The following is a 19,052-nucleotide window of genomic DNA, read 5'->3' as shown; positions in this document are numbered from 1 at the left end:
TATGCGAGTTTCGATGCAGAACATCCATAAAGCCTTTGGAACCAATAAAGTGTTAACAGGTGTTAATTTTGAACTGCTGGATGGAGAAGTCCATGCCTTAATGGGGGAAAATGGGGCAGGAAAATCAACGATGATGAATGTCCTGACAGGGCTTCATTCTCGTGATGAAGGCATTATCATGATTGATGGAAAAGAGACCTATTTTAAAAACCCGAAAGAGGCCGAGCAAAACGGGATCACCTTTATCCACCAAGAATTAAACATTTGGCCGGATATGACCGTATTGGAAAATTTATTCATCGGGAAAGAACTGAAGAGTCCGCTTGGCCTGCTTAGAACGAAAGAAATGAAGGCGCTTGCTAAGAAACAGTTTGACCGTTTGATGGTTACGATTCCTTTAGATCAAGAGGCTGGCAGCTGCTCTGTTGGGGAACAGCAGATGATTGAGATTGCTAAGGCGTTGATGACGGATGCCAAGGTTATTATCATGGACGAGCCAACCGCAGCGTTGACCGAAAGAGAGATCAGCAAGCTTTTTGAGATTATTTCTTCCTTGAAAAAGGAAGGGGTATCCATTGTTTATATATCACACCGGATGGAAGAAATCTTTGCTATCTGTGACCGGATTACGGTCATGCGGGATGGCAAGACGGTGGACACGAAGGCTATCCCCGATACGAATTTTGATGAGGTTGTCAAGAAAATGGTAGGCCGGGAATTAACGGACAGATACCCTAAACGGGACTTCAAGCCGGGCCAAACGGTACTCGAAGTAAAAGGATTAACAAAGCGCGGCCTATTCCGGAATATTAATTTTTCAGTCCGTTCCGGAGAGATTGTTGGTGTTTCGGGTCTTATGGGAGCGGGCAGAACGGAAATCATGCGGGCCATCTTTGGACTCGATCGGTTTGACAGCGGCGAGATTTGGCTGAACGGCGAAAAAATGGTTATAAAATCACCTGATCAGGCCGTAAAAACTGGTATTGGTTTTATTACAGAAGACCGAAAAGATGAAGGCTTGATTTTGGATTTTTCCATAAGGGACAATATCGTATTGCCCTCATTATACAGTTTTGCACCAAAGGGTATTATTAATCAAACTAGCGAAAATGATTTTGTTAATATGCTGATCAAACGCCTGACAGTCAAAACGGAATCTGCTAATCTTCCTGTTGGCAATTTGTCAGGGGGAAATCAACAAAAAGTGGTCATTGCCAAGTGGATTGGCATTAGTCCGAAAGTGCTCATCCTAGATGAACCGACAAGAGGCGTTGACGTTGGGGCGAAGAGAGAAATCTACCAGTTAATGAATGAACTGACGGACCGCGGGGTAGCAATCATTATGGTTTCATCAGAGTTACCGGAAGTGTTGGGAATGAGCGACCGGATCCTCGTTGTTCATGAAGGGAAAATTACTGGTGAATTGAAAAAGGATGAAGCAACTCAGGAAAAAATTATGACATTGGCAACGGGAGGTCAATGAGATGAATGCAATCAATGAAACTGCAAAAGCCGACAAGGGGAAATTTATGAATACAGTGACACAAAAGCTAGGGCCGCTGGTCGGACTTATTATCTTATTTGTCATTGTTTCAGTACTAAACCCAAGTTTCCTAGAACCTTTAAATATATTGAACTTACTGCGACAAGTCGCGATTAATGCTCTGATTGCTTTTGGGATGACATTTGTTATTTTAACAGGGGGAATTGATTTATCCGTTGGGTCGATTCTTGCGTTAGGCAGTGCTTTAACAGCAGGTATGATTGTCTCTGGCCTTGACCCCATCTTAGCGATTATCATCGGCTGTTTACTCGGCGGCATCATGGGAATGGTAAATGGTCTTCTGATTACAAAAGGAAAAATGGCTCCATTTATAGCAACATTGGCAACGATGACAGTTTTTAGAGGACTAACACTGGTCTATACAAAAGGGAACCCAATCACTGGGCTTGGTGACAATATTTTATTCCAATTATTCGGCCGAGGTTATTTCTTGGGAATACCTGTTCCAGCTGTTACGATGATTATCATGTTTGCATTACTGTATGTGATTCTCCATAAAACCCCATTTGGACGAAAAACATATGCGATTGGCGGCAATGAAAAGGCGGCTATTATTTCGGGTATTAAAGTATCAAATGTGAAGGTGATGATCTACGCTCTGTCTGGTTTACTGTCTGCCTTAGCAGGGGCCATTTTAACATCAAGGTTGAATTCAGCACAGCCAACAGCTGGTACATCATATGAACTTGATGCCATTGCAGCGGTAGTATTAGGCGGGACAAGCTTATCTGGCGGTAAGGGAAGAATTTTTGGAACGCTGATTGGTGCCTTAATTATTGGTACGCTAAATAACGGCTTGAATCTTCTAGGTGTATCATCCTTCTATCAAATGGTAGTAAAAGGGATTGTTATTGCCATCGCTGTCTTACTTGACCGGAAGAAATCAGCATAAGGAGCGGATTTTTCATGAAAAAATTAGCTGTATTACTCATATCACTGTCACTATTATTATTGGGCGCCTGTTCCATGCAGCCTCCTGAATGGGCAAAGCCGGCAAAAAAATCAGATTTAAAAGATATCAAGATTGGTTTATCTGTTTCTACCTTAAATAACCCATTCTTCGTTTCACTAAGAGATGGCGTTGAAAAAGAAGCAAAAGCATTAGGAGTGCAAATAAAAGTAGTCGATGCGCAAAATGACTCCGCAAAGCAAATTAATGATGTGGAGGATTTAATTCAGCAGGGCGTTGACCTCTTGCTGATTAACCCAACCGACTCTGCAGCCATTTCCACAGCCGTTCAATCAGCTAACAACATCGGAATCCCGGTGGTTACGCTTGACCGTTCCGCTGAAAAAGGGAAGGTAGCAACATTAGTAGCTTCCGATAATATAAAGGGCGGGGAAATGGCCGCAGAATATATTGTCAAGAAGCTAGGCGAAAATGTTCAGGTAGCTGAACTTGAAGGTGTTCCAGGTGCCTCTGCAACTCGTGAAAGAGGAAAAGGGTTCCATAATATTGCGGATCAGAAACTAAAGGTAACAGCAAAACAATCTGCTGATTTCGACCGTACCAAGGGGTTAACCGTTATGGAAAACCTGCTTCAGGCAAACCCTGATATTAAGGCCGTTTTTGCTCATAATGATGAAATGGCACTTGGAGCTATTGAGGCAATCAATAGTTCTGGAAAAGATATTATGGTTATTGGTTTTGATGGTAATGACGATGCCCTAAACGCAATTAAAGCAGGAAAAATGGAAGCAACCGTTGCGCAGCAGCCAGAACTAATCGGAAAACTAGCCATTGACGCAGGTGTAGATGTCCTCCAAGGCAAAAAAGTTCCGAAAAACATCCCTGCACCACTTAAACTAGTCGTAAAAGAATAAGTAATATTGAGGCACGGGAGGTTCCCGTGCCTTTGTTGCATAGGGGCGGTTCTCGTGTTTCTAAGATTGGTAGAATGGTGAGAAGCAGCGGGGGATGGTTCGACCACTGGATTTATCAATATCACCTAGAGAATAATCTTGAGAAGTGAATTACTTTATGTATATTCTGCTGGTACCTCCAAAAAGGACATTGTACAAGTCAGAATCTGTTGAAAAAAATAATAAAGAATAATGGTATTTTATTTAAAGGAGGGATGGCAGCAGTGATCCTGTTTTTTTGTGTCCCAACGAGAGGATAGTGGAATAGGTATTTATGCTGTAAGAGGATATGGAAACAATTTACTTTTTGAACTGAAGAATGTAACAAGCGCCATCGTCTGCGAAATATAGATATTCTCCTGTATGCACATTAAAAAATACATTTTCTTTGTCATATACTAGCCTTTTTACTTTTTCAAAACTTTCCATTAACTGTTCAGGTGGATTAATAATGATATCTTCACTTCTATCTGTCACTACAAATCCTTTGGGATTTGATTTCCTTTCAGGTTTCAATTCTACATACCATTTTCCATTAAGAAGCATTGTATTTGCTATAATAGAACGCTTCCTGTTTTGTACTGTCCAAGTATTCCTACAATTACATCGATGAATTTTACTCTTCATAACCCCAACCTTCTTTCATTTTCTTTGATCCGTAAGATACCTGGGTGTTCGAAAATAAAAATGAGAAGGGTCCAGACGAGTTGCCGCTCTCCTCCATGTCTAAGTGTTAACATTAGTTACTACTCATGGGCTTGAAAGCGGAATTTAGGTTTAAATATCCGGCTTACGAAAGATGAATTTGGATAGTTACTGTACTTTGAGGATGGTAAATATTAATACGCTGGTTTATTGGAATTTATGCCTGTCCCTAACCGTAAGGAGTACAGAAAGTATAGGCATTTCATCATTGAGGAAAATGACAAGTTTGTCAACCTTAGAATTGGATGAAACCATTGGTTAGTGGAATAAACTAGGGCTAAGAGTATCTGCAAACTAAGTTTCTTATTTAACGAATGAGAATACGCAGTGAGAAATTAATGTGGCTCTCAAATAGTGGAATTCATGTACTTAACAAACGGGGGATTTAAAGAGGATCGGGCATCCCAAAATCCTCCTCAACTATTCAAAACTATTTTAAAAAAACATATCGGAAAATGGCATGATTAGTTATCGTTACTTGAACACCAGCATTAAACTTCATCTTCTCGCTGTGTTTCTACTTTTTCATGACCACATCGATTACATACGAACCATGTCGCAATATATCCCCATCCATCGGGCCTCTGATTTGTTTCTTCATAATCGTGTCCTTTTAATTTACAGTTGATTTTCGCTAAAATACTCACAATAAAAACCTCCTTCAATTAAAAGTTGATTTCTTGTTTTACTATTTCTATTCTGCAATGCTTGTCATCGTTGTTTTAAGTTTTCATTACCTTCATTACAATAGAATTAAATGATCAGGCTCAGGCCGTTGGAGGACAAAGGCCGGTTTAGCTAAAGTACTTTTCACTTAATTCCAATATCTGTTAATATCAAAACAGACAATGATGATAAATTTATAGTGAGAATGCAAATGCCATTTTAAAGGGAGTAAGATTGATGTCCAATACCGTAAGATCGAGAATAATACTTTTAGATTTAGCCGTTACGTTAGATGGTTTCATAGAAGGGAAAAATGGAGAAATTGACTGGTGCATCATGGATTCTGATATGGGATTTATTGATTTCCTGCATCAAATTGATACGATTCTGTATGGAAGAAAAAGCTACGATTTATGGGGCCAATATACTCCAGGTGTTGAAGATTCTGATTCCGATAAAGAAATATGGGAATTAGTACATAGCAAAGAAAAATACGTGTTTTCAAGAACGCAAAAAGGGACTGGTAATAATGCCATTTTCATCAACGATCATATTCTGGAGGAAGTTAATAAATTAAAGAATAAGCCTGGCAAAGACATCTGGTTATATGGCGGTGCAAGCCTTATTACAACCTTTATGAACTTAGGTCTAGTTGATGAATTTAGATTATCAGTTCATCCTGTTATTTTGGGAGAAGGAAAACCATTGTTTGTTGATATAAAACAGAGATTAAATTTAAAACTGGTGAATACCAGAACTTTCTCCTCTGGTGTTGTGCAACTAATCTATCATTTAAATAGGGATTAATCATAAAGAAGCTATTTTTTACCAATTGGACATATATCACTGCAATGTAAAGGTAATATTGGTGAGGAAATATGTAGGAGGGGTAAAGTTATTAGGCTAGAATTCTTGTTGTATCAAAGATTCTAGCCTTATTATTTAGGTGAGAAGTAATGAATTCATTATGATTTTTCTAGCTGGTCTGTTTCAGCTTAGTTCAGCGAATGGAGGAACCCATTCCATCTGCAAAAGCTGATACAGTATAAAAAATATTCCTGCGGAGGTTCCTCGAAATTCTGCGGTATTCCACAAAAAGAGTGCAGTTTTTATCATCTTCAAGCTGAGTACAATGTAAGAGTAGGATAAAGGCAGACAATAATCAAACTTCCACATAATGAAAGGAGTGTATATTATGTTTGATTGTGTAATTGTAGGCGGGGGACCAGCAGGTTTAAATGCTGCACTTGTATTAGGCAGGGCAAGAAGGAACGTGGCCTTATTCGATCATAATTCACCAAGAAACGCGGTGACTCACGAGTCGCATGGCTTTATAACTAGAGATGGAATTAATCCAATGGAATTTAGAGAAATTGCTCACCAAGACATAGCCAAATATCCTTCTGTAACGGTCAGAAATAAAAAAATTACGAACGTTGAAAAAAAGGGAAGGTTTTTTGAACTCGTGACAGAAGACGGGAAATGTATTAAAGCGAAGAAAGTTATATTAGCAACTGGTCTCAAGGAAATCCATCCGTCCGTGGAAAACCTAATGGATTATTACGGAAAAAGTCTTTTTAATTGTCCGTATTGTGATGGATGGGAGTTGAAAGACCGTCCGCTGATCGTGATATCAGAATTCCCATCTGCTTATCATATGGCTAAAATTGTTTATAATTGGAGCAAAGACTTAATCGTTTGTACCAATGGACACCAGGTTTTAACTTCCGAGCAAAAAGATTTGCTTCAAAGAAAAGGAATAAAGGTAATTGAACAAACGATCAAAACACTCGTTGGGGTAAATGGATTTTTAGAAGCTGTCATTTTTGAGGATGGTGAAGCAGTTCAAAGGGAAGGTGGATTTGTGACACCCGAATGGATTCAGGCTTCACTTTTTGGAAAATCTTTAGGATGTGAAATAAACCAGCTTGGTGGAATTATAACAGACGAGTTCGGCAGGACAAATATTGAAGGTGTTTATGCGGCAGGTGATTCATCCGTAATTGCTCCTTCACAAGTGATTATTGCCGCGGCCCAAGGCAGCAGATCCGCCATTGGTGTGAATACGGACTTAACTGAAGAGGATTTTCATTAGATCATGCGCTTACAGCGCGAAAAGGAAAGTTCAATTAGATGATTTGTGTTTTATAATAAATATTTTTTAATAAGAAAAAGAGAAATCCACTCCATTCCATTGGAGTGGATTAATTTTTATTCTTGAGGATTTATGATGGCTAAAACCTGATGGTCTGCACATTTCCCATTTATATTAACATTGCTCTTTTAGATCCCTTCTATTTCTAGCACTCTAATCGATCCAATAATTATGTGTCATAACATCAGCAGCATTTTGGATATTTGACCAAAGGACTTTTTTCTTATATGAAGAATATACATTAGGTGGTTAGAATTATATAAACTAAGATATTTGGGGGATTTCCATGTTTATCGGACACTATTCAGTTAGTTTAGCCTTAAAAAAAGCTGATATATCAATTCCTTTATGGAAACTGTTTTTGGCAGTCCAATTTGTAGACATTATTTGGTCAATATTTATATTCTTAGGTTTCGAAAAAGCGAATATAGACTTACATACGAACTAACCTTCCGCGATACAGTTAGAACTAAGTATGATTAAGTTTTCGCACTTCCTTGTACACTATAACTACGGAAATTGTTCCATTGTCCGAATTTGCCACTTTAACATCCACGTAATTCAATAGGTCGAGTTTACTCAAGAACTCATTAACCTGTTCCTCCACATCACTTGGCGCACCTGTAATGATCTTTGTACATATCTTGCGGATTGTGAAATCCATAACGCCCGCTCCTCTGATCAATTGAAATTCACTAATTACTATCACTACACCATTTCCATGTATCCTTTGTAGACATTTTTACACAACAGAAGGGGAATTCCGGTTATTCCCCCTGTTGTTGTGGTCGGATTAAACTTTCACTAGGATTTACTGTTTTTCTGACTCGTACCTACCCAAATAGCAAGAATGAAGACGATGATACCAAAAATGACACTATTCCACATTGCCCCTGCATCACTGGAGAAACCGTACACCCAAGGAGATATGATGAGCCAGATACCAATTAAACCTGTAAGCCAAAGTTGCCACACAATCAACACCTCCATGAAGATCTGACGTTGACGTCAATGTCATTAAAATATATATGACTTTTAAAAATAAATATTCACGGGGAATCACTTTTAATTAACTGTGAATATGGAAAATTCAGTTAAATTAATTGGACGTAAACGTAATATTTATTTATAATATTGTTTAATATATCAGGAGGTCAGTTTTTATGGATGAGTTTCTGAAAATAGATGAAGTAGCAAATCAAACAGGTTTAAGTAAACGAACCATTAGGTATTATGAAGAGTTGGGTATTTTACCTTCCCCAGAACGCAGCGGGGGAGGAACAAGGCTTTACAAACAGCAGCATATTAAATTCTTAAAGCGAATTACAGTTGCCAAAGAAGTACTAGGGTTTACGTTACAAGAACTACAGGAATTCCTATTACTCACGGAAATGTTAGAAAGCCACAAAGAAGAATATAAAAAGGTATCTGATCCACATGAGCAAAAAGTAAAATTGACCGAAATCATTAAAATCCTTGATGGTGAACTTGAGATAATTGAACAAAAGATTAGGAAAATACATAGTGTTCAAACAGAGCTAGTAACTCTAAGGGAACGTGCACGTGCGTTGATTGAACTGAAGAATAATGAATAACACTAACGTATGGCCTCTTGGGGAATATTACAATCAGCCTATAAAAGGCAATATGCTGATAAATCCCTCATTATACCAATATTGTGCGATGAAGGCAAAAAAAAGACCTTATTTACAGGTCAATGGAGAAATCTTTAGAAAATGTCTAATTTCGTCTACCGTAATCCCTAAATTTATAGCTTCTAAGATGAGGTCTACCCATTCATGATCTATTACTTCTTCAGTAGATAGCGTGATTTCCATAAAACCTCCTAAAAAATTTTAGAATTAGTTAAATCGGATACTGTGGGTTTTTTAGCTGATTAAAGCTTTAAAGTCTCATAAGAAAATATTAATACAAAAGACGTATGTAAAGTATGGAAAAAATTCCAAAAATTTCGACAGCACTTTAATATTAAATCCGATAAATGTACAATAGTTACATAATGAGATAGAGAAAAACGGCGCTGGTTCCAAAAGGTCCTTTAATGTAATAACGCCAGGTTAAGTGAACGACAAACTCTACTAAGGTTTAAGTTGCTTTCTTTTTTCTTTTTCTTTTTCTAAAAAAATCTTAAAATCTTCTTTCGTAATATTAGATTTCATAGCTTCCTTTACTAACTCAATCCAGTCTTTAGGGAGATCAGCCTCGCTTTTTTTCATCGTTATCCCTCCATTTATTGTAAATAAGAGAATGCATAGAAAAACTACCTTTAATATAATTTTCGAAATATAACAGCTTTTTTTGAGGTATCAAAGTAAATGAAAGATAAATGAAAAATACGTAATAATCTTATAATACAAATGTGGGCGATTTTAAATAAAACAGGAATCCCTATTTGTTTATAGAAGTGAAGAAAGAGGGAAGATGAATAATAGAAAAAAAGTATCAATATCTCCTAATAGTTAATAATAAATGTAAAGGAGGTGTGATACTTTGGCTAAAGATGTACTATGTGAGGTAAACAATTGTACTTATTGGGGCGATGGAAACCAATGTAATGCAGATGCTATTTATGTAGTCAGTCATAAAGGCAAGCAGGCAACTAATAGTGAAGAAACCGATTGTAAGACATTCGTTCCACAAATCTGATGTTTTGGGATAGCCTTGGCTGAGGTTATCCCTTTTATAATAATATTATTGATAATAATTATCAATTTCATTCATGATAACGATATATTAATTTTTCTTAGCTTATCTATTGTTGGAACCAAATAGAAGAAGTTGGAGGAGGGGATGATTCAATCTGTTATTTGTTGAGCTGCATATCAGTTTATCTAAGTGAGAACAATTGTGTACATCAATGGTTATTGATGGCTATTGCGAAGTTCAATTCCTTTTCCATCCTATTTTATTTTAGTGAAGATTTTTCCATTATTTAACTCACACCAATCTGACAATTCGTCATATGTTTCCTTTTCCCCATATTTTTCAAAAAAAGCTTCCTTATTTTCGAATACTTCCATTTCACCATTTTCTAGTAATGTTACCATTTGATAAGGATTTAATAGAAAAACCTTGGAAACAGCTATTAATTCTCCTATATGGATATTTTCAGCTATATTTTCCATTATTTCCGCTCCTTTTGAAGATCGCATTTAATTAAAACTTCTTAAAGTATTTACCAAAGGTGCCGATATTATTTATTGTGACTACTTTAGCTTTTTCGGATTGTTTTTTAATTTTCTTCCCTGTCACAATTGACTTTTCAATTACCTCTTTGGAGTGATTACCATTTATTTGGATATACTTTCCAATTTGGTGCGTTTACTTTCGAAATGGGTACTATTACTTTCCACAATCATGATTTTACTTACACTTTCTGGCCAAATACTTACCATAATACCTGATTTACTTTCCGAACTTATTTTTTAGCGGGAAATCATCTCAAAAAGCCAGGCGGCGAGCCTGGCTTAGGTAACATAATAATACCTTTTTAAATTTACTCGCTTTGTTTGTGGTTTTACTCGCGGAAAATTAGGATTTAATGCCAACTTTTGGCCTTTTCTCGCCCAAATAGAGATTTTACTCGCGAACCCCCATTACGAGCGACTAAACCACCCCAAAAAAGGAACTTTTCAATTACCTCTTTGGAGTGATTACCATTTAATTGGATAAACTTTCCGATTTGGTGCGTTTACTTTTCAAATGGTTACTATTACTTTCCACAATCATGATTTTACTATCACTTTCTGGCCAAATACTTTTCAAAATACCTTATTTACTTTCCAATCTCATTTTTCACGGGATTGACCGAAATTGCTTTGTTAAATGGGGCTTTAAAGCATTTGTTATAATGCCCAAATAGAAGTAAGTACATAACTTTTATATCAATGGTTACACTAATGAAAAATTACCATAGGTGGATTTGATGAACCAAAAGGTTATTCATGCTGTTCATATTTATATAATACTGATTATGTCAACAGGTTTCGTAGTGCATGTTCTCAATCTTTCTGCATTATTATCTATTGCTAAGAGAGACTCTTGGTTAAGTGTTATCTTTAGTGCCATCCCAGTCACAATTTGGATACTTTTAGTTTTTTATATTTATAAAAAACTAAACAATCATGATTTGATCTCCTATCTTAAGAGTTCTTTTAACAAATGGGTTTTTGTAATTCTTTCCATCCTGTTTTGTAGTTACTTTTTATTAACTGCCTTTATGACTCTAAAATTTACAGTTTATTGGGCAAAAGACAACTACACACTTGATTTTCCTAATTATGTCGTGATATTCCTGTTTTCGCTCGTTTGCTATTATGCATCAGTTAAAGGGCTGCGGACGATTGCAACAATGGCCTTTCTGTTACTCCCTTTTGTGATACTTTTTGGACTTTTAGTGGGAATAGGCAATACGCCGAATAAAAATTATGAGCAATTATTTCCTTTATTTGAGGAAGGCTATAAAGGCTTTTTTCAAGGTATAGCCTATGCCTGTGAGGGTTTTTTTGAGATTTTCCTTATTCTCTTTTTAACCCAAAATCTTAAAGGTAAACTAAAGCTGAAGTGGCTTATATTAATGGGATTGTTTCTTGTTGGATTGTCCTTTGGCCCTTTAGCAGCGGCAATTGCCGAATTTGGTTCAGTAGAAGCGGGGAAAATGAGGAATCCAGCTTACGAGGAATGGAAATTGCTTACATTTGGCCAACATGTAACTCGCCTTGATTTTTTTTCTATTTTCCAGTGGCTCTCTGGTGCCTATATCCGAATCAGTTTATCACTATTTATAGCCGGAAAAGTTTTTACATATAAAAATGAAAAATGGTGGGTACTTACAATCCTTTACATCCTATTAATCGTGGCAGCATGTATTCCTTGGGATTCCACCTCATTTATTTACTTTATGAAAAGGTATTACTTTCCCATTAACCTTTTCTTTCAAATTTTTATCATGATGTTCCTATTACTATTTATGAAAATAAAGGTGAGAAGCCATGAGCGAGCGTCAAACAACAAGGAAAGTCCTTTACATTAACCAATTGAAAAGCTGGTTCGAAAGCTCTTCCGATATTGTCATTATGAAAAGAACTTATAAAGAAAAAGCAATTGCTGTTTCTTTGGAATTTTTGTATTGTTCCAATTTAGTGGATATGAAATATATAAACGAAGTCGTTTTTCCAAGCATTCATTCAGTAGTGGAAAAGGAAGATTCCTTAAATATTGATCAGTTAAGAAATCTGATCGAAGTAAGCCGTCTTAAAGATAGAAAAAACGTAAAAAGTGAAGTAGAACAGAAGCTGTTTTCAGGCGAATTAATCCTTTTTAGTTATGAATTAAACGATCTTTTTTTTATCCCTGCATCTGGCATTCCAAAGAGGAGCCCGGAAGAATCAAACTTAGAGCCTTCTGTAAGGGGGCCAAGAGATGGATTTGTTGAAAACATATCGGATAATTTGGCGTTAATTCGCCAGAGGTTAAAGACCTCCTCCTTAAAAAGCATAGAATATACGGTTGGGGAAAGAAGCAGAACGAAATTAATCTTGCTTTATATCGAAGACATTATGAACCCCGCCATTCTCGAAAACGTAAAAAAACGATTAGAATCCATCAAAATTGATATCGTCGTGAGCAGTTACGAAATTGAGGAGCATCTATATGACAATCTATTTTCTATTTTTCCCCTTATCGACTATATTGGGAGACCAGACTTTGCGGCCCAATCTTTGAATCAAGGAAGATTCGTCGTTCTAGTCGAAGGAAATCCAACTTGCTTAATTGGCCCGACAAATTTTAATCAAATTCTATACTCGCCTGAAGACGTCCATGAAAGCTTTTTCTATACTAGTTTAGTTCGAATCCTAAGACTAGCTGCCATGTTTGCCACCGTTTATTTACCAGGGTTTTACATTGCGTTAGTTACTTTTCAGCTTGATCAAATTCCTTATTCCCTTTTAGCTACGATTACCGTTTCGCGTCTTGGGCTCCCTTTACCCGCGGCCGCAGAAGCCTTTATTATGTTATTTTCTTTTGAATTATTTAAAGAGGGGGGCTTAAGGCTTCCAAAAGCGGTTGGTCAAACTGTGGCTGTTTTGGGCGGTTTAATTATCGGAGACGCAGCGATTCGGGCAGGATTAACGTCACCTACGATGTTAGTGATTATTGCTATTACGGTTCTCTCAGGATATACACTGATTAATCAAAATTTGGCAGGCAATATCGCGATTCTCCGGTTTATTGTCTTATTATTTTCAGCATTTCTAGGATTGTTTGGCTTCTTTATTTCTTTCTTTCTCATCACAACATTAGTGGTTTCTTTGGAAAGTCTCGGCCAACCCTATGTTTCCTTTTTATCCCAACCCCATAAAATGGATATTATCAAAAACATTTTTATGCTGCCATCCCGATTACGAAAGAAGAGAAATCAAGCGTATCGTCCAATTGACCCTGATAGTCAAAAGGAGTAATGTATGAGAACAAAATTATTTCTTTTTGGAAGTTGCTTGCTGTTAGCCCTTGCTGGTTGTTCCGCTGTGAAAGAAGTTCAATATGAAACGTATATTACGGCTTTGGGACTCGATTATTCTAAAGGAGAGTATATTTTGTATACCCAAGCCGTCAATTTCACCAATACGTCTAAACAAGAGAGCAGTGCAGGTCTGGAGCAATCCGCCACCATTCTAATCGGACAAGCAAAGGGAAAAAGCATCCAGGCTGCACTAAGTCAATTAGAGAAAAATGCAGCTATGCCGCTTTACTATGGTCATGTGAATACCATTATCTTAAGTAAAAATGTGTTAGAGAAAAAATTGCCGTCAGTCATTGAATTTATGGGGCATAATCCTTTTCTCAGATACAACTGTTGGCTTTATGGGACAAGCGAAGATATGAAAGAAATTTTATCAGGAGAGGGATTCTTCAATCTTCCATCATTATTTACAATCCTGCATCGCCCAGGACCCTTAAATCGAAATAATTTTTTCATGCCGATTGAAAAATATAATCGGTTCATCTCCAGATACTATCAAGCGGTTGGCAGCTATATCATCCCCTCTATTGAAATAAAGAAAGGGAAATTTCTAAAAAATAAAAGACCGATGAATATTGTTACTCTTACAGGCGGATATGTTATTGCTCAGCAAAAATACAAAGGTTGGGCAAATAAACAAGACCTTGTTGGATTAAAGTGGTTTTCTAAAGATGCTACAGACATCCCACTCTCATTATTTAAGGAAAGTGTCAGTGTAATAATCAAGAATCCTAAAGGGTCCATTAAAGTGGTTAGCGGGAGAAATCTGTCCTATCAATTAAGCGTAAAAACCCATGCAGTAATCGTTCATAATGAAGAAAATATTGGGGTAAAAAAAATCGAAAAAGAATTATCACAAGTAATAAAAAATCAAATTGTAAAAACTTTGAATAAAGGTGATGAAATAAATGCAGACCTTTTAAATATAAGTGAGAAACCATATCGATATCAAAACAAAACGTGGGATAAAAATACAATCAACAATTTTAAGAAAGATTTAGTTAAGGTTATAAAAGTAAAGATAAATATTGATGAAACTATAAATTATAAGCGATAACACTTGTTTGAATAATAATAAGACAGGAGTGATAAAGAAGAATACTGTAAAATAATGCACTTAAAACTAGGGGGTTTTAGGTGAACAAGGCCACAATGATAGCCCTTCTATTAAAGAAGGGCTTAACCATAGTTTGAAAGTTGTCAGCTGCAGACTGAAAAAACGGACGGGTCTTGTCTGTAATTAAATCAGTTGCTTCTCTGATTCCTTGGTATAATGCACGACTTGATCCAGGCTGCCATTTTTGAGTTTAACTGCCCATTCTGGATCCGCTAACACGGCACGGCCAATCGCTACATAGTCAAATTCGCCAGCTTTGATTTTTTCATCGATAATTTTAAGATTGTCTATAATTGTTACATTATCATTATCCTGATTGCTCAAATAAGCGCGGTTAATTCCGACAGAACCGACCGCAATCGTTGGCTTTTTAGTAATTCGTTTCGTCCACCCGGCTAGGCCTAATGACGGATCTTCATCTCTAAATTCAGGTTCCCAGATTCGTCTTGTAGAGCAGTGGAAAATATCGACGCCAGCTTCAACCAAAGGGGTAAGCAATTGTTCAAGCTCAGTAGAGTTATTAGCCAATTTAGCGTGATAATCGGTTCCTTTCCATTGTGAAAAACGCAGGACAATTGGAAAATCAGGCCCGACTGCTTTCCGGCAAGCACGAACAACATCTGCCGCAAACTTTGATCGCTCGCCTATATCCCCGCCATACTCATCTGTACGCTTGTTCGTTAGTTCCCAAAAAAATTGATCAATTAAGTAGCCATGCGCTCCATGCAATTCAATGCCGTCAAATCCGATGCGCTTCGCATTTGCTGCGGCTTCAGCGTATGCATTAATCATGTCAGTGACTTCTTCTTTCGTTAACGCCTTTATTTTCTCATTTCTCTGGCCTTTTAAAGTGTATCCAGACGGACTGACAGGAGGGGCGTCAACATTTGGTTCGCTGCCTGCTCTTCTTGCTGCACCTACATGCCATAATTGTGGAATGATTTTGCCGCCTGCTTGGTGGACTTCATTCACAACATTTGCCCAGCCATTTAAGGCTTCCTCACCATAAAAACGGGGAATATCGGCGCTCATGACTGCAGCGGGGTGGTTGATCGCTGTTCCTTCAGTAATGATAAGACCGATTCCATTCTCCGCACGTTTGCGGTAATATTGCGCAACATTTTCCCCAGGTACACCTTCTGGAGAAAACATTCTTGTCATTGGGGCCATCGCTAATCGGCTCTCTAACATTTCATTTCCAAACGGTACAGATTGTAACAAAGTATGACCTGCATATTTTTGTTCCAAGGCGGGCACTTCCTTCCATTTATGTGTTTAATCATGCTTCCTTTATTCTAACAATTTCTCTATATAAATATAAACTTAAAAGTCTTATTTTTTTCTATATTTCGGTAATATTTGCTATAACATGACATGTTAATTATTTGAGGAAACGCAGACGAAGGAACGTTTTTATTAATAAGTGACAAGGGCCTTAGCAGAGGCTATAATGAAACAAGAAAATACGTTCGGTATTTACAACAATTAAGGATACTAGGGGGAGTTTTTAATGGAAGAGAGCGTTAAATTAATCCTCAACGAACTACAAAAAATGAATGGCCGTCTGGACAACTTAGAAGCAGGTCAAGCAGGTTTAGTATCAGGACATAGAGGTTTAGAAGTAGAAATCCGTGCACTAAAAGAGGGTCAGGATAAGCTGCGTTTAGTTGTAATGGATATAAAAAATGGTCAAGAAAAATTGCAAAGGAATTTAATCCAAAGCTAAGGTGTTTATACGGAGAAAATATCCTATACTTGCAGTGAGTAAACCGTGTAGAATTCAAGAATTGATCAGGTTTGGAGGGGGACGATGATAAAATCTTTAAAAGGTCAATTTATCTTGTCAATTTTAGTTGCATTTTGTTTTATCTATAATTCCTTTAATTATACTGAGTTTACTGTTCAGGGAGAATTCCATATTCCTAAATTTTTATTTTACATGGTTATGATTTTTTCAGTTTTTAATGCTGGGTTACTAACACAGAAATATATTCAATCAATGAAAAAGTAAAAGCTTTAAGACATTTATTTTAATTTGTTAGAATGAAGATATTTTTTCAACAAGAAGAAGAGTGGCCCAATATGAGCCACTCTTTTTTTGCTTAAGTAAATTATCGTACAAGGACCCAAATCTTATATTGTGGTAGCGGTAGTGGTAAAATATAGTTCTCCTAGTATTTCCTTCACTTGATAGCTATTTGGTGAAAGTTCTTTGCCAACAAAGCTGTCAATCTCTGATTTTTCAACATCATACATCACTTCAATTTCTTTTGAAAACAAAAGTTTTTCTTTTTCAAGCAGGTTAGAAAGGGATGGTTGTTGTTTTGGCTGCAGATATTCCAGATTTAGAACTTGCTTTAATCCAGCAGAATAGTTTTCCAATGGGCGGGCACCGACAATTTTTACCCCTTTATTTTCTTCATTAACGATGATTATGGTGGGGAATCCTCTTACACCAAGATTTCGTGCCAAGGTAAAATCTTCATTTAATAATTGCTGTCCGGTATGTTGTTCGGCTTCATTTACAATCGCTTTTCCATCAAGTCCAAGCTTGTTGACAATCTTAATCAAAATGGATTCATCTGAAATGTTTTGATTAAAGGCGAAAAGAGCTTCTCGTGCACGCCGTAAATATTCAAATGCCAATGCGTCGTTATGAATTTTTTGAATCACTTTAAAGACACGAGATGGGGGATAGGATGATTGAACGGGATTGTCAATCATGAGCGAACCATCAATTGGCATGCGGGAATATTCACCGACTTCTCTCCAGTGACCAGCTACGTCTGCAGGTTTATAGATTCCATTTGCAGGATCAATTGGCCCATCATGCCATTTTTCCAGCAGCCCGCCCATAAATGTATGAAAATTAAAATGTTGTCCATACTGCTCTGCAAAACGCCGCAGAACTGGTTCGAGTGCCCAGCAATGCGAGCAAATCGGGTCCGTCACATAATATACATTAACGGTTTTCTTTGGTTGATTGAAATCAATGATTTCCATATTTTCATCTTCAACTACACCGCATACACCTGTTTCTAAATCACAAATCAGGTTATTGTTTTCATTCATTTCGAGATTCCTCCTTTGTTTTTGTTAAAAAAGCAGCTAACTTAGAATTGATTTCATATTTGTTATACAATTGCATTGTAGTACATAATGAAAAACACCAATACCAATAGATCATTGAATTTATCGTATATACAACACATTTGAACAATTGTCGAAAAAGTAGGAGGTACTTTTACATGAATCAGGAAAAAACGGACCCCCGAATTCTTCGGACACGTAAATTAATCATGGCTTCGTTTATTGAACTCTCAGGTAAAAAGGAATTCAAGGATATTACTATTAAAGATATTACAACAGAGGCAATGGTCAATCGTGCGACGTTTTATTATCATTTCGAGGATAAATATGACTTATTAGAAAAGGTCCTTTCGGAAGTCTTATTGATCAATTTGAAATCCGAACAGATTGAGCAAAACGAACTAAATGAAGAAACGATTGTTAGTATCTTCGCAGCCATAACAAATTTTCAAAATTCTTTATCCAATCGCTGCCATAGAGGCTATGAAGACACTATTGCCCGCATTATCAGGGATCAACTAGAAATCATTTTTTATAAAATGCTATTAAAAAAGTACCCCAATGATGAAAATCAAACCGTAAAACAAACAGCCGTCATGCTAAGCTGGGGACTCTACGGAACAGCAGTAGAATGGAGAAGAAATAGGGAAGTACAACCAGAGGAATACATCAAACCGCTCATCCCATTTATCATAAAGTGATGTATGGGGACCGGCCTCAAAACTCTTGCATTGGATGTTGGAAGTTTCATTGATTAATAGCATGAGCTTATAAACCAATAAATATTACATAAAGATTGTGAATAATTATAACTAAGGCGTAGTATTTAACATTATTAACGTTAAATACTACGCCTTGGAATACTGAATAAATTGATAAGGTAAACTAATAAGGAATAATCTTCATTGTAACTGCATTTTTATGAGTTTTTGATAAATCTATGTTTTTATTTAAGTTTGCGGCTGTCTTTCAGGCAGCTTTTTTTCTAATTCAACTATAGGTTCCACAGTTGTCAATATTCAAACTATCTCTTTATACTTGATACGGTAAAGGTTTGTATTGCAACATAAATTATTAATAATGTTAAGACAAAGAAAGGAATTGCTATTCTTTTCTTTTTTAATATGTATTGTTCTGTCCCCAATAAAAATATAGAACGGCAAGAATTATCTGTAGAACTCCATTATAGAAAAAATTGACAGTATTAGACGTTAAAGTGAAAATTAAGATAATGATCATGGGGATTGCCAAGATCATCTGAGCAATCACAATAGGCTATACTCTGTTCTTAAAATAGCAGTCACTTAATTTCATATTCTCTCTCCAGTAGGGGGGATTTTAATCTTTT

General features: G+C 36.7%; 21 protein-coding genes. 12 read left to right on the top strand and 9 right to left on the bottom strand.

The genetic code is table 11. The features are described 5' to 3' along the window. The first annotated feature begins 1 nt into the window (after position 1). From ACZ5AE_RS15615 to rbsB, 3 genes are read left to right on the top strand one after another with little or no spacing between them, the layout of a single operon-like run. Positions 2-1,483, top strand: a complete 1,482-nt coding sequence (locus ACZ5AE_RS15615) for a sugar ABC transporter ATP-binding protein (protein WP_464565316.1) — start codon at positions 2-4, stop codon at positions 1,481-1,483. Position 1,484: 1 nt separating this feature from the next. Beyond that, on the top strand, positions 1,485-2,456 hold the full coding sequence (gene rbsC, locus ACZ5AE_RS15610) for a ribose ABC transporter permease RbsC (protein WP_464565314.1): 972 nt from the start codon (positions 1,485-1,487) through the stop codon (positions 2,454-2,456). A 14-nt stretch (positions 2,457-2,470) separates the two neighbouring features. Then, positions 2,471-3,388: a ribose ABC transporter substrate-binding protein RbsB gene (rbsB, locus tag ACZ5AE_RS15605; protein WP_464565312.1), complete on the top strand. Its 918-nt coding sequence runs from the start codon at positions 2,471-2,473 to the stop codon at positions 3,386-3,388. Positions 3,389-3,727: 339 nt separating this feature from the next. Here the strand turns inward: rbsB and ACZ5AE_RS15600 are convergent, their stop codons facing one another. Next, positions 3,728-4,054 carry a hypothetical protein gene (locus tag ACZ5AE_RS15600; RefSeq protein ID WP_464565310.1) on the bottom strand — a complete coding sequence of 109 codons (327 nt, stop codon included), beginning with the start codon at positions 4,052-4,054 and terminating at the stop codon, positions 3,728-3,730. 569 nt (positions 4,055-4,623) lie between these two features. Then, the gene (locus tag ACZ5AE_RS15595) at positions 4,624-4,779 is read right to left on the bottom strand and encodes a hypothetical protein (RefSeq protein WP_464565308.1); all 156 of its coding nucleotides are present in this window, start codon (positions 4,777-4,779) and stop codon (positions 4,624-4,626) included. A 256-nt stretch (positions 4,780-5,035) separates the two neighbouring features. On the opposite strand from ACZ5AE_RS15595, the gene ACZ5AE_RS15590 reads away from it, so the two are divergent. Further along, positions 5,036-5,605, top strand: a complete 570-nt coding sequence (locus ACZ5AE_RS15590; RefSeq protein ID WP_464565306.1) for a dihydrofolate reductase family protein — start codon at positions 5,036-5,038, stop codon at positions 5,603-5,605. Positions 5,606-5,990: 385 nt separating this feature from the next. Then, positions 5,991-6,893, top strand: a complete 903-nt coding sequence (locus ACZ5AE_RS15585) for an NAD(P)/FAD-dependent oxidoreductase (RefSeq protein ID WP_464573642.1) — start codon at positions 5,991-5,993, stop codon at positions 6,891-6,893. A gap of 529 nt (positions 6,894-7,422) precedes the next feature. On the opposite strand, the gene ACZ5AE_RS15580 is transcribed toward ACZ5AE_RS15585, so the two are convergent. Together ACZ5AE_RS15580 and ACZ5AE_RS15575 are read right to left on the bottom strand one after the other, a co-directional pair. Further along, entirely contained in the window at positions 7,423-7,617 is a 195-nt protein-coding gene (locus ACZ5AE_RS15580) for a hypothetical protein (protein WP_464565304.1), read from the bottom strand. Between the two features lie 140 nt (positions 7,618-7,757). Then, positions 7,758-7,928 carry an SPW repeat protein gene (locus ACZ5AE_RS15575; protein WP_464565302.1) on the bottom strand — a complete coding sequence of 57 codons (171 nt, stop codon included), beginning with the start codon at positions 7,926-7,928 and terminating at the stop codon, positions 7,758-7,760. Positions 7,929-8,116: 188 nt separating this feature from the next. On the opposite strand from ACZ5AE_RS15575, the gene ACZ5AE_RS15570 reads away from it, so the two are divergent. Then, positions 8,117-8,548, top strand: a complete 432-nt coding sequence (locus ACZ5AE_RS15570) for a MerR family transcriptional regulator (RefSeq protein WP_464565301.1) — start codon at positions 8,117-8,119, stop codon at positions 8,546-8,548. Between the two features lie 108 nt (positions 8,549-8,656). Here ACZ5AE_RS15570 and ACZ5AE_RS15565 read toward each other — a convergent pair whose 3' ends face one another. Together ACZ5AE_RS15565 and ACZ5AE_RS15560 are read right to left on the bottom strand one after the other, a co-directional pair. Then, positions 8,657-8,791 carry an anti-repressor SinI family protein gene (locus tag ACZ5AE_RS15565; RefSeq protein WP_464565299.1) on the bottom strand — a complete coding sequence of 45 codons (135 nt, stop codon included), beginning with the start codon at positions 8,789-8,791 and terminating at the stop codon, positions 8,657-8,659. Positions 8,792-9,052: 261 nt separating this feature from the next. Further along, a complete protein-coding gene (locus ACZ5AE_RS15560; RefSeq protein WP_464565297.1) occupies positions 9,053-9,190 on the bottom strand; it encodes an anti-repressor SinI family protein in 138 nt (45 codons plus the stop codon). 274 nt (positions 9,191-9,464) lie between these two features. Here ACZ5AE_RS15560 and ACZ5AE_RS15555 point away from each other — a divergent pair, with 274 nt between their 5' ends. Beyond that, on the top strand, positions 9,465-9,620 hold the full coding sequence (locus ACZ5AE_RS15555) for a DUF1540 domain-containing protein (protein WP_464565295.1): 156 nt from the start codon (positions 9,465-9,467) through the stop codon (positions 9,618-9,620). 254 nt (positions 9,621-9,874) lie between these two features. On the opposite strand, the gene ACZ5AE_RS15550 is transcribed toward ACZ5AE_RS15555, so the two are convergent. Further along, a complete protein-coding gene (locus ACZ5AE_RS15550) occupies positions 9,875-10,099 on the bottom strand; it encodes a hypothetical protein (protein ID WP_464565293.1) in 225 nt (74 codons plus the stop codon). A gap of 800 nt (positions 10,100-10,899) precedes the next feature. Here ACZ5AE_RS15550 and ACZ5AE_RS15545 point away from each other — a divergent pair. Genes ACZ5AE_RS15545 through ACZ5AE_RS15535 form a run of 3 tightly spaced genes read left to right on the top strand, consistent with a single transcriptional unit; the run spans position 10,900 to position 14,554 of the window. Beyond that, positions 10,900-12,006: a GerAB/ArcD/ProY family transporter gene (locus tag ACZ5AE_RS15545; protein ID WP_464565291.1), complete on the top strand. Its 1,107-nt coding sequence runs from the start codon at positions 10,900-10,902 to the stop codon at positions 12,004-12,006. After that, complete coding sequence (locus ACZ5AE_RS15540; protein ID WP_464565289.1) at positions 11,966-13,435, top strand: spore germination protein; 1,470 nt, start codon at positions 11,966-11,968, stop codon at positions 13,433-13,435. The genes ACZ5AE_RS15545 and ACZ5AE_RS15540 overlap by 41 nt, the downstream gene beginning before the upstream one ends. A gap of 3 nt (positions 13,436-13,438) precedes the next feature. Then, positions 13,439-14,554, top strand: a complete 1,116-nt coding sequence (locus ACZ5AE_RS15535; protein WP_464565287.1) for a Ger(x)C family spore germination protein — start codon at positions 13,439-13,441, stop codon at positions 14,552-14,554. Positions 14,555-14,737: 183 nt separating this feature from the next. On the opposite strand, the gene ACZ5AE_RS15530 is transcribed toward ACZ5AE_RS15535, so the two are convergent. Beyond that, a complete protein-coding gene (locus tag ACZ5AE_RS15530; protein ID WP_464573641.1) occupies positions 14,738-15,805 on the bottom strand; it encodes an NADH:flavin oxidoreductase in 1,068 nt (355 codons plus the stop codon). A gap of 319 nt (positions 15,806-16,124) precedes the next feature. Between ACZ5AE_RS15530 and ACZ5AE_RS15525 the strand changes: the two genes are divergently transcribed. Beyond that, entirely contained in the window at positions 16,125-16,340 is a 216-nt protein-coding gene (locus tag ACZ5AE_RS15525; RefSeq protein ID WP_464565285.1) for a hypothetical protein, read from the top strand. Between the two features lie 407 nt (positions 16,341-16,747). Here ACZ5AE_RS15525 and ACZ5AE_RS15520 read toward each other — a convergent pair whose 3' ends face one another. Then, complete coding sequence (locus ACZ5AE_RS15520) at positions 16,748-17,686, bottom strand: DsbA family protein (RefSeq protein ID WP_464565283.1); 939 nt, start codon at positions 17,684-17,686, stop codon at positions 16,748-16,750. 176 nt (positions 17,687-17,862) lie between these two features. Between ACZ5AE_RS15520 and ACZ5AE_RS15515 the strand changes: the two genes are divergently transcribed. Then, positions 17,863-18,405, top strand: coding sequence for a TetR/AcrR family transcriptional regulator (locus ACZ5AE_RS15515; protein WP_464565281.1), 543 nt, complete (start codon positions 17,863-17,865; stop codon positions 18,403-18,405). Positions 18,406-19,052: the final 647 nt, after the last annotated feature.

It is taken from the genome of Neobacillus sp. S1227 (assembly GCF_055385255.1).
Note: the sequence above shows the minus strand (reverse complement) of the source record. Positions and strands in the feature narration are given on the sequence as shown.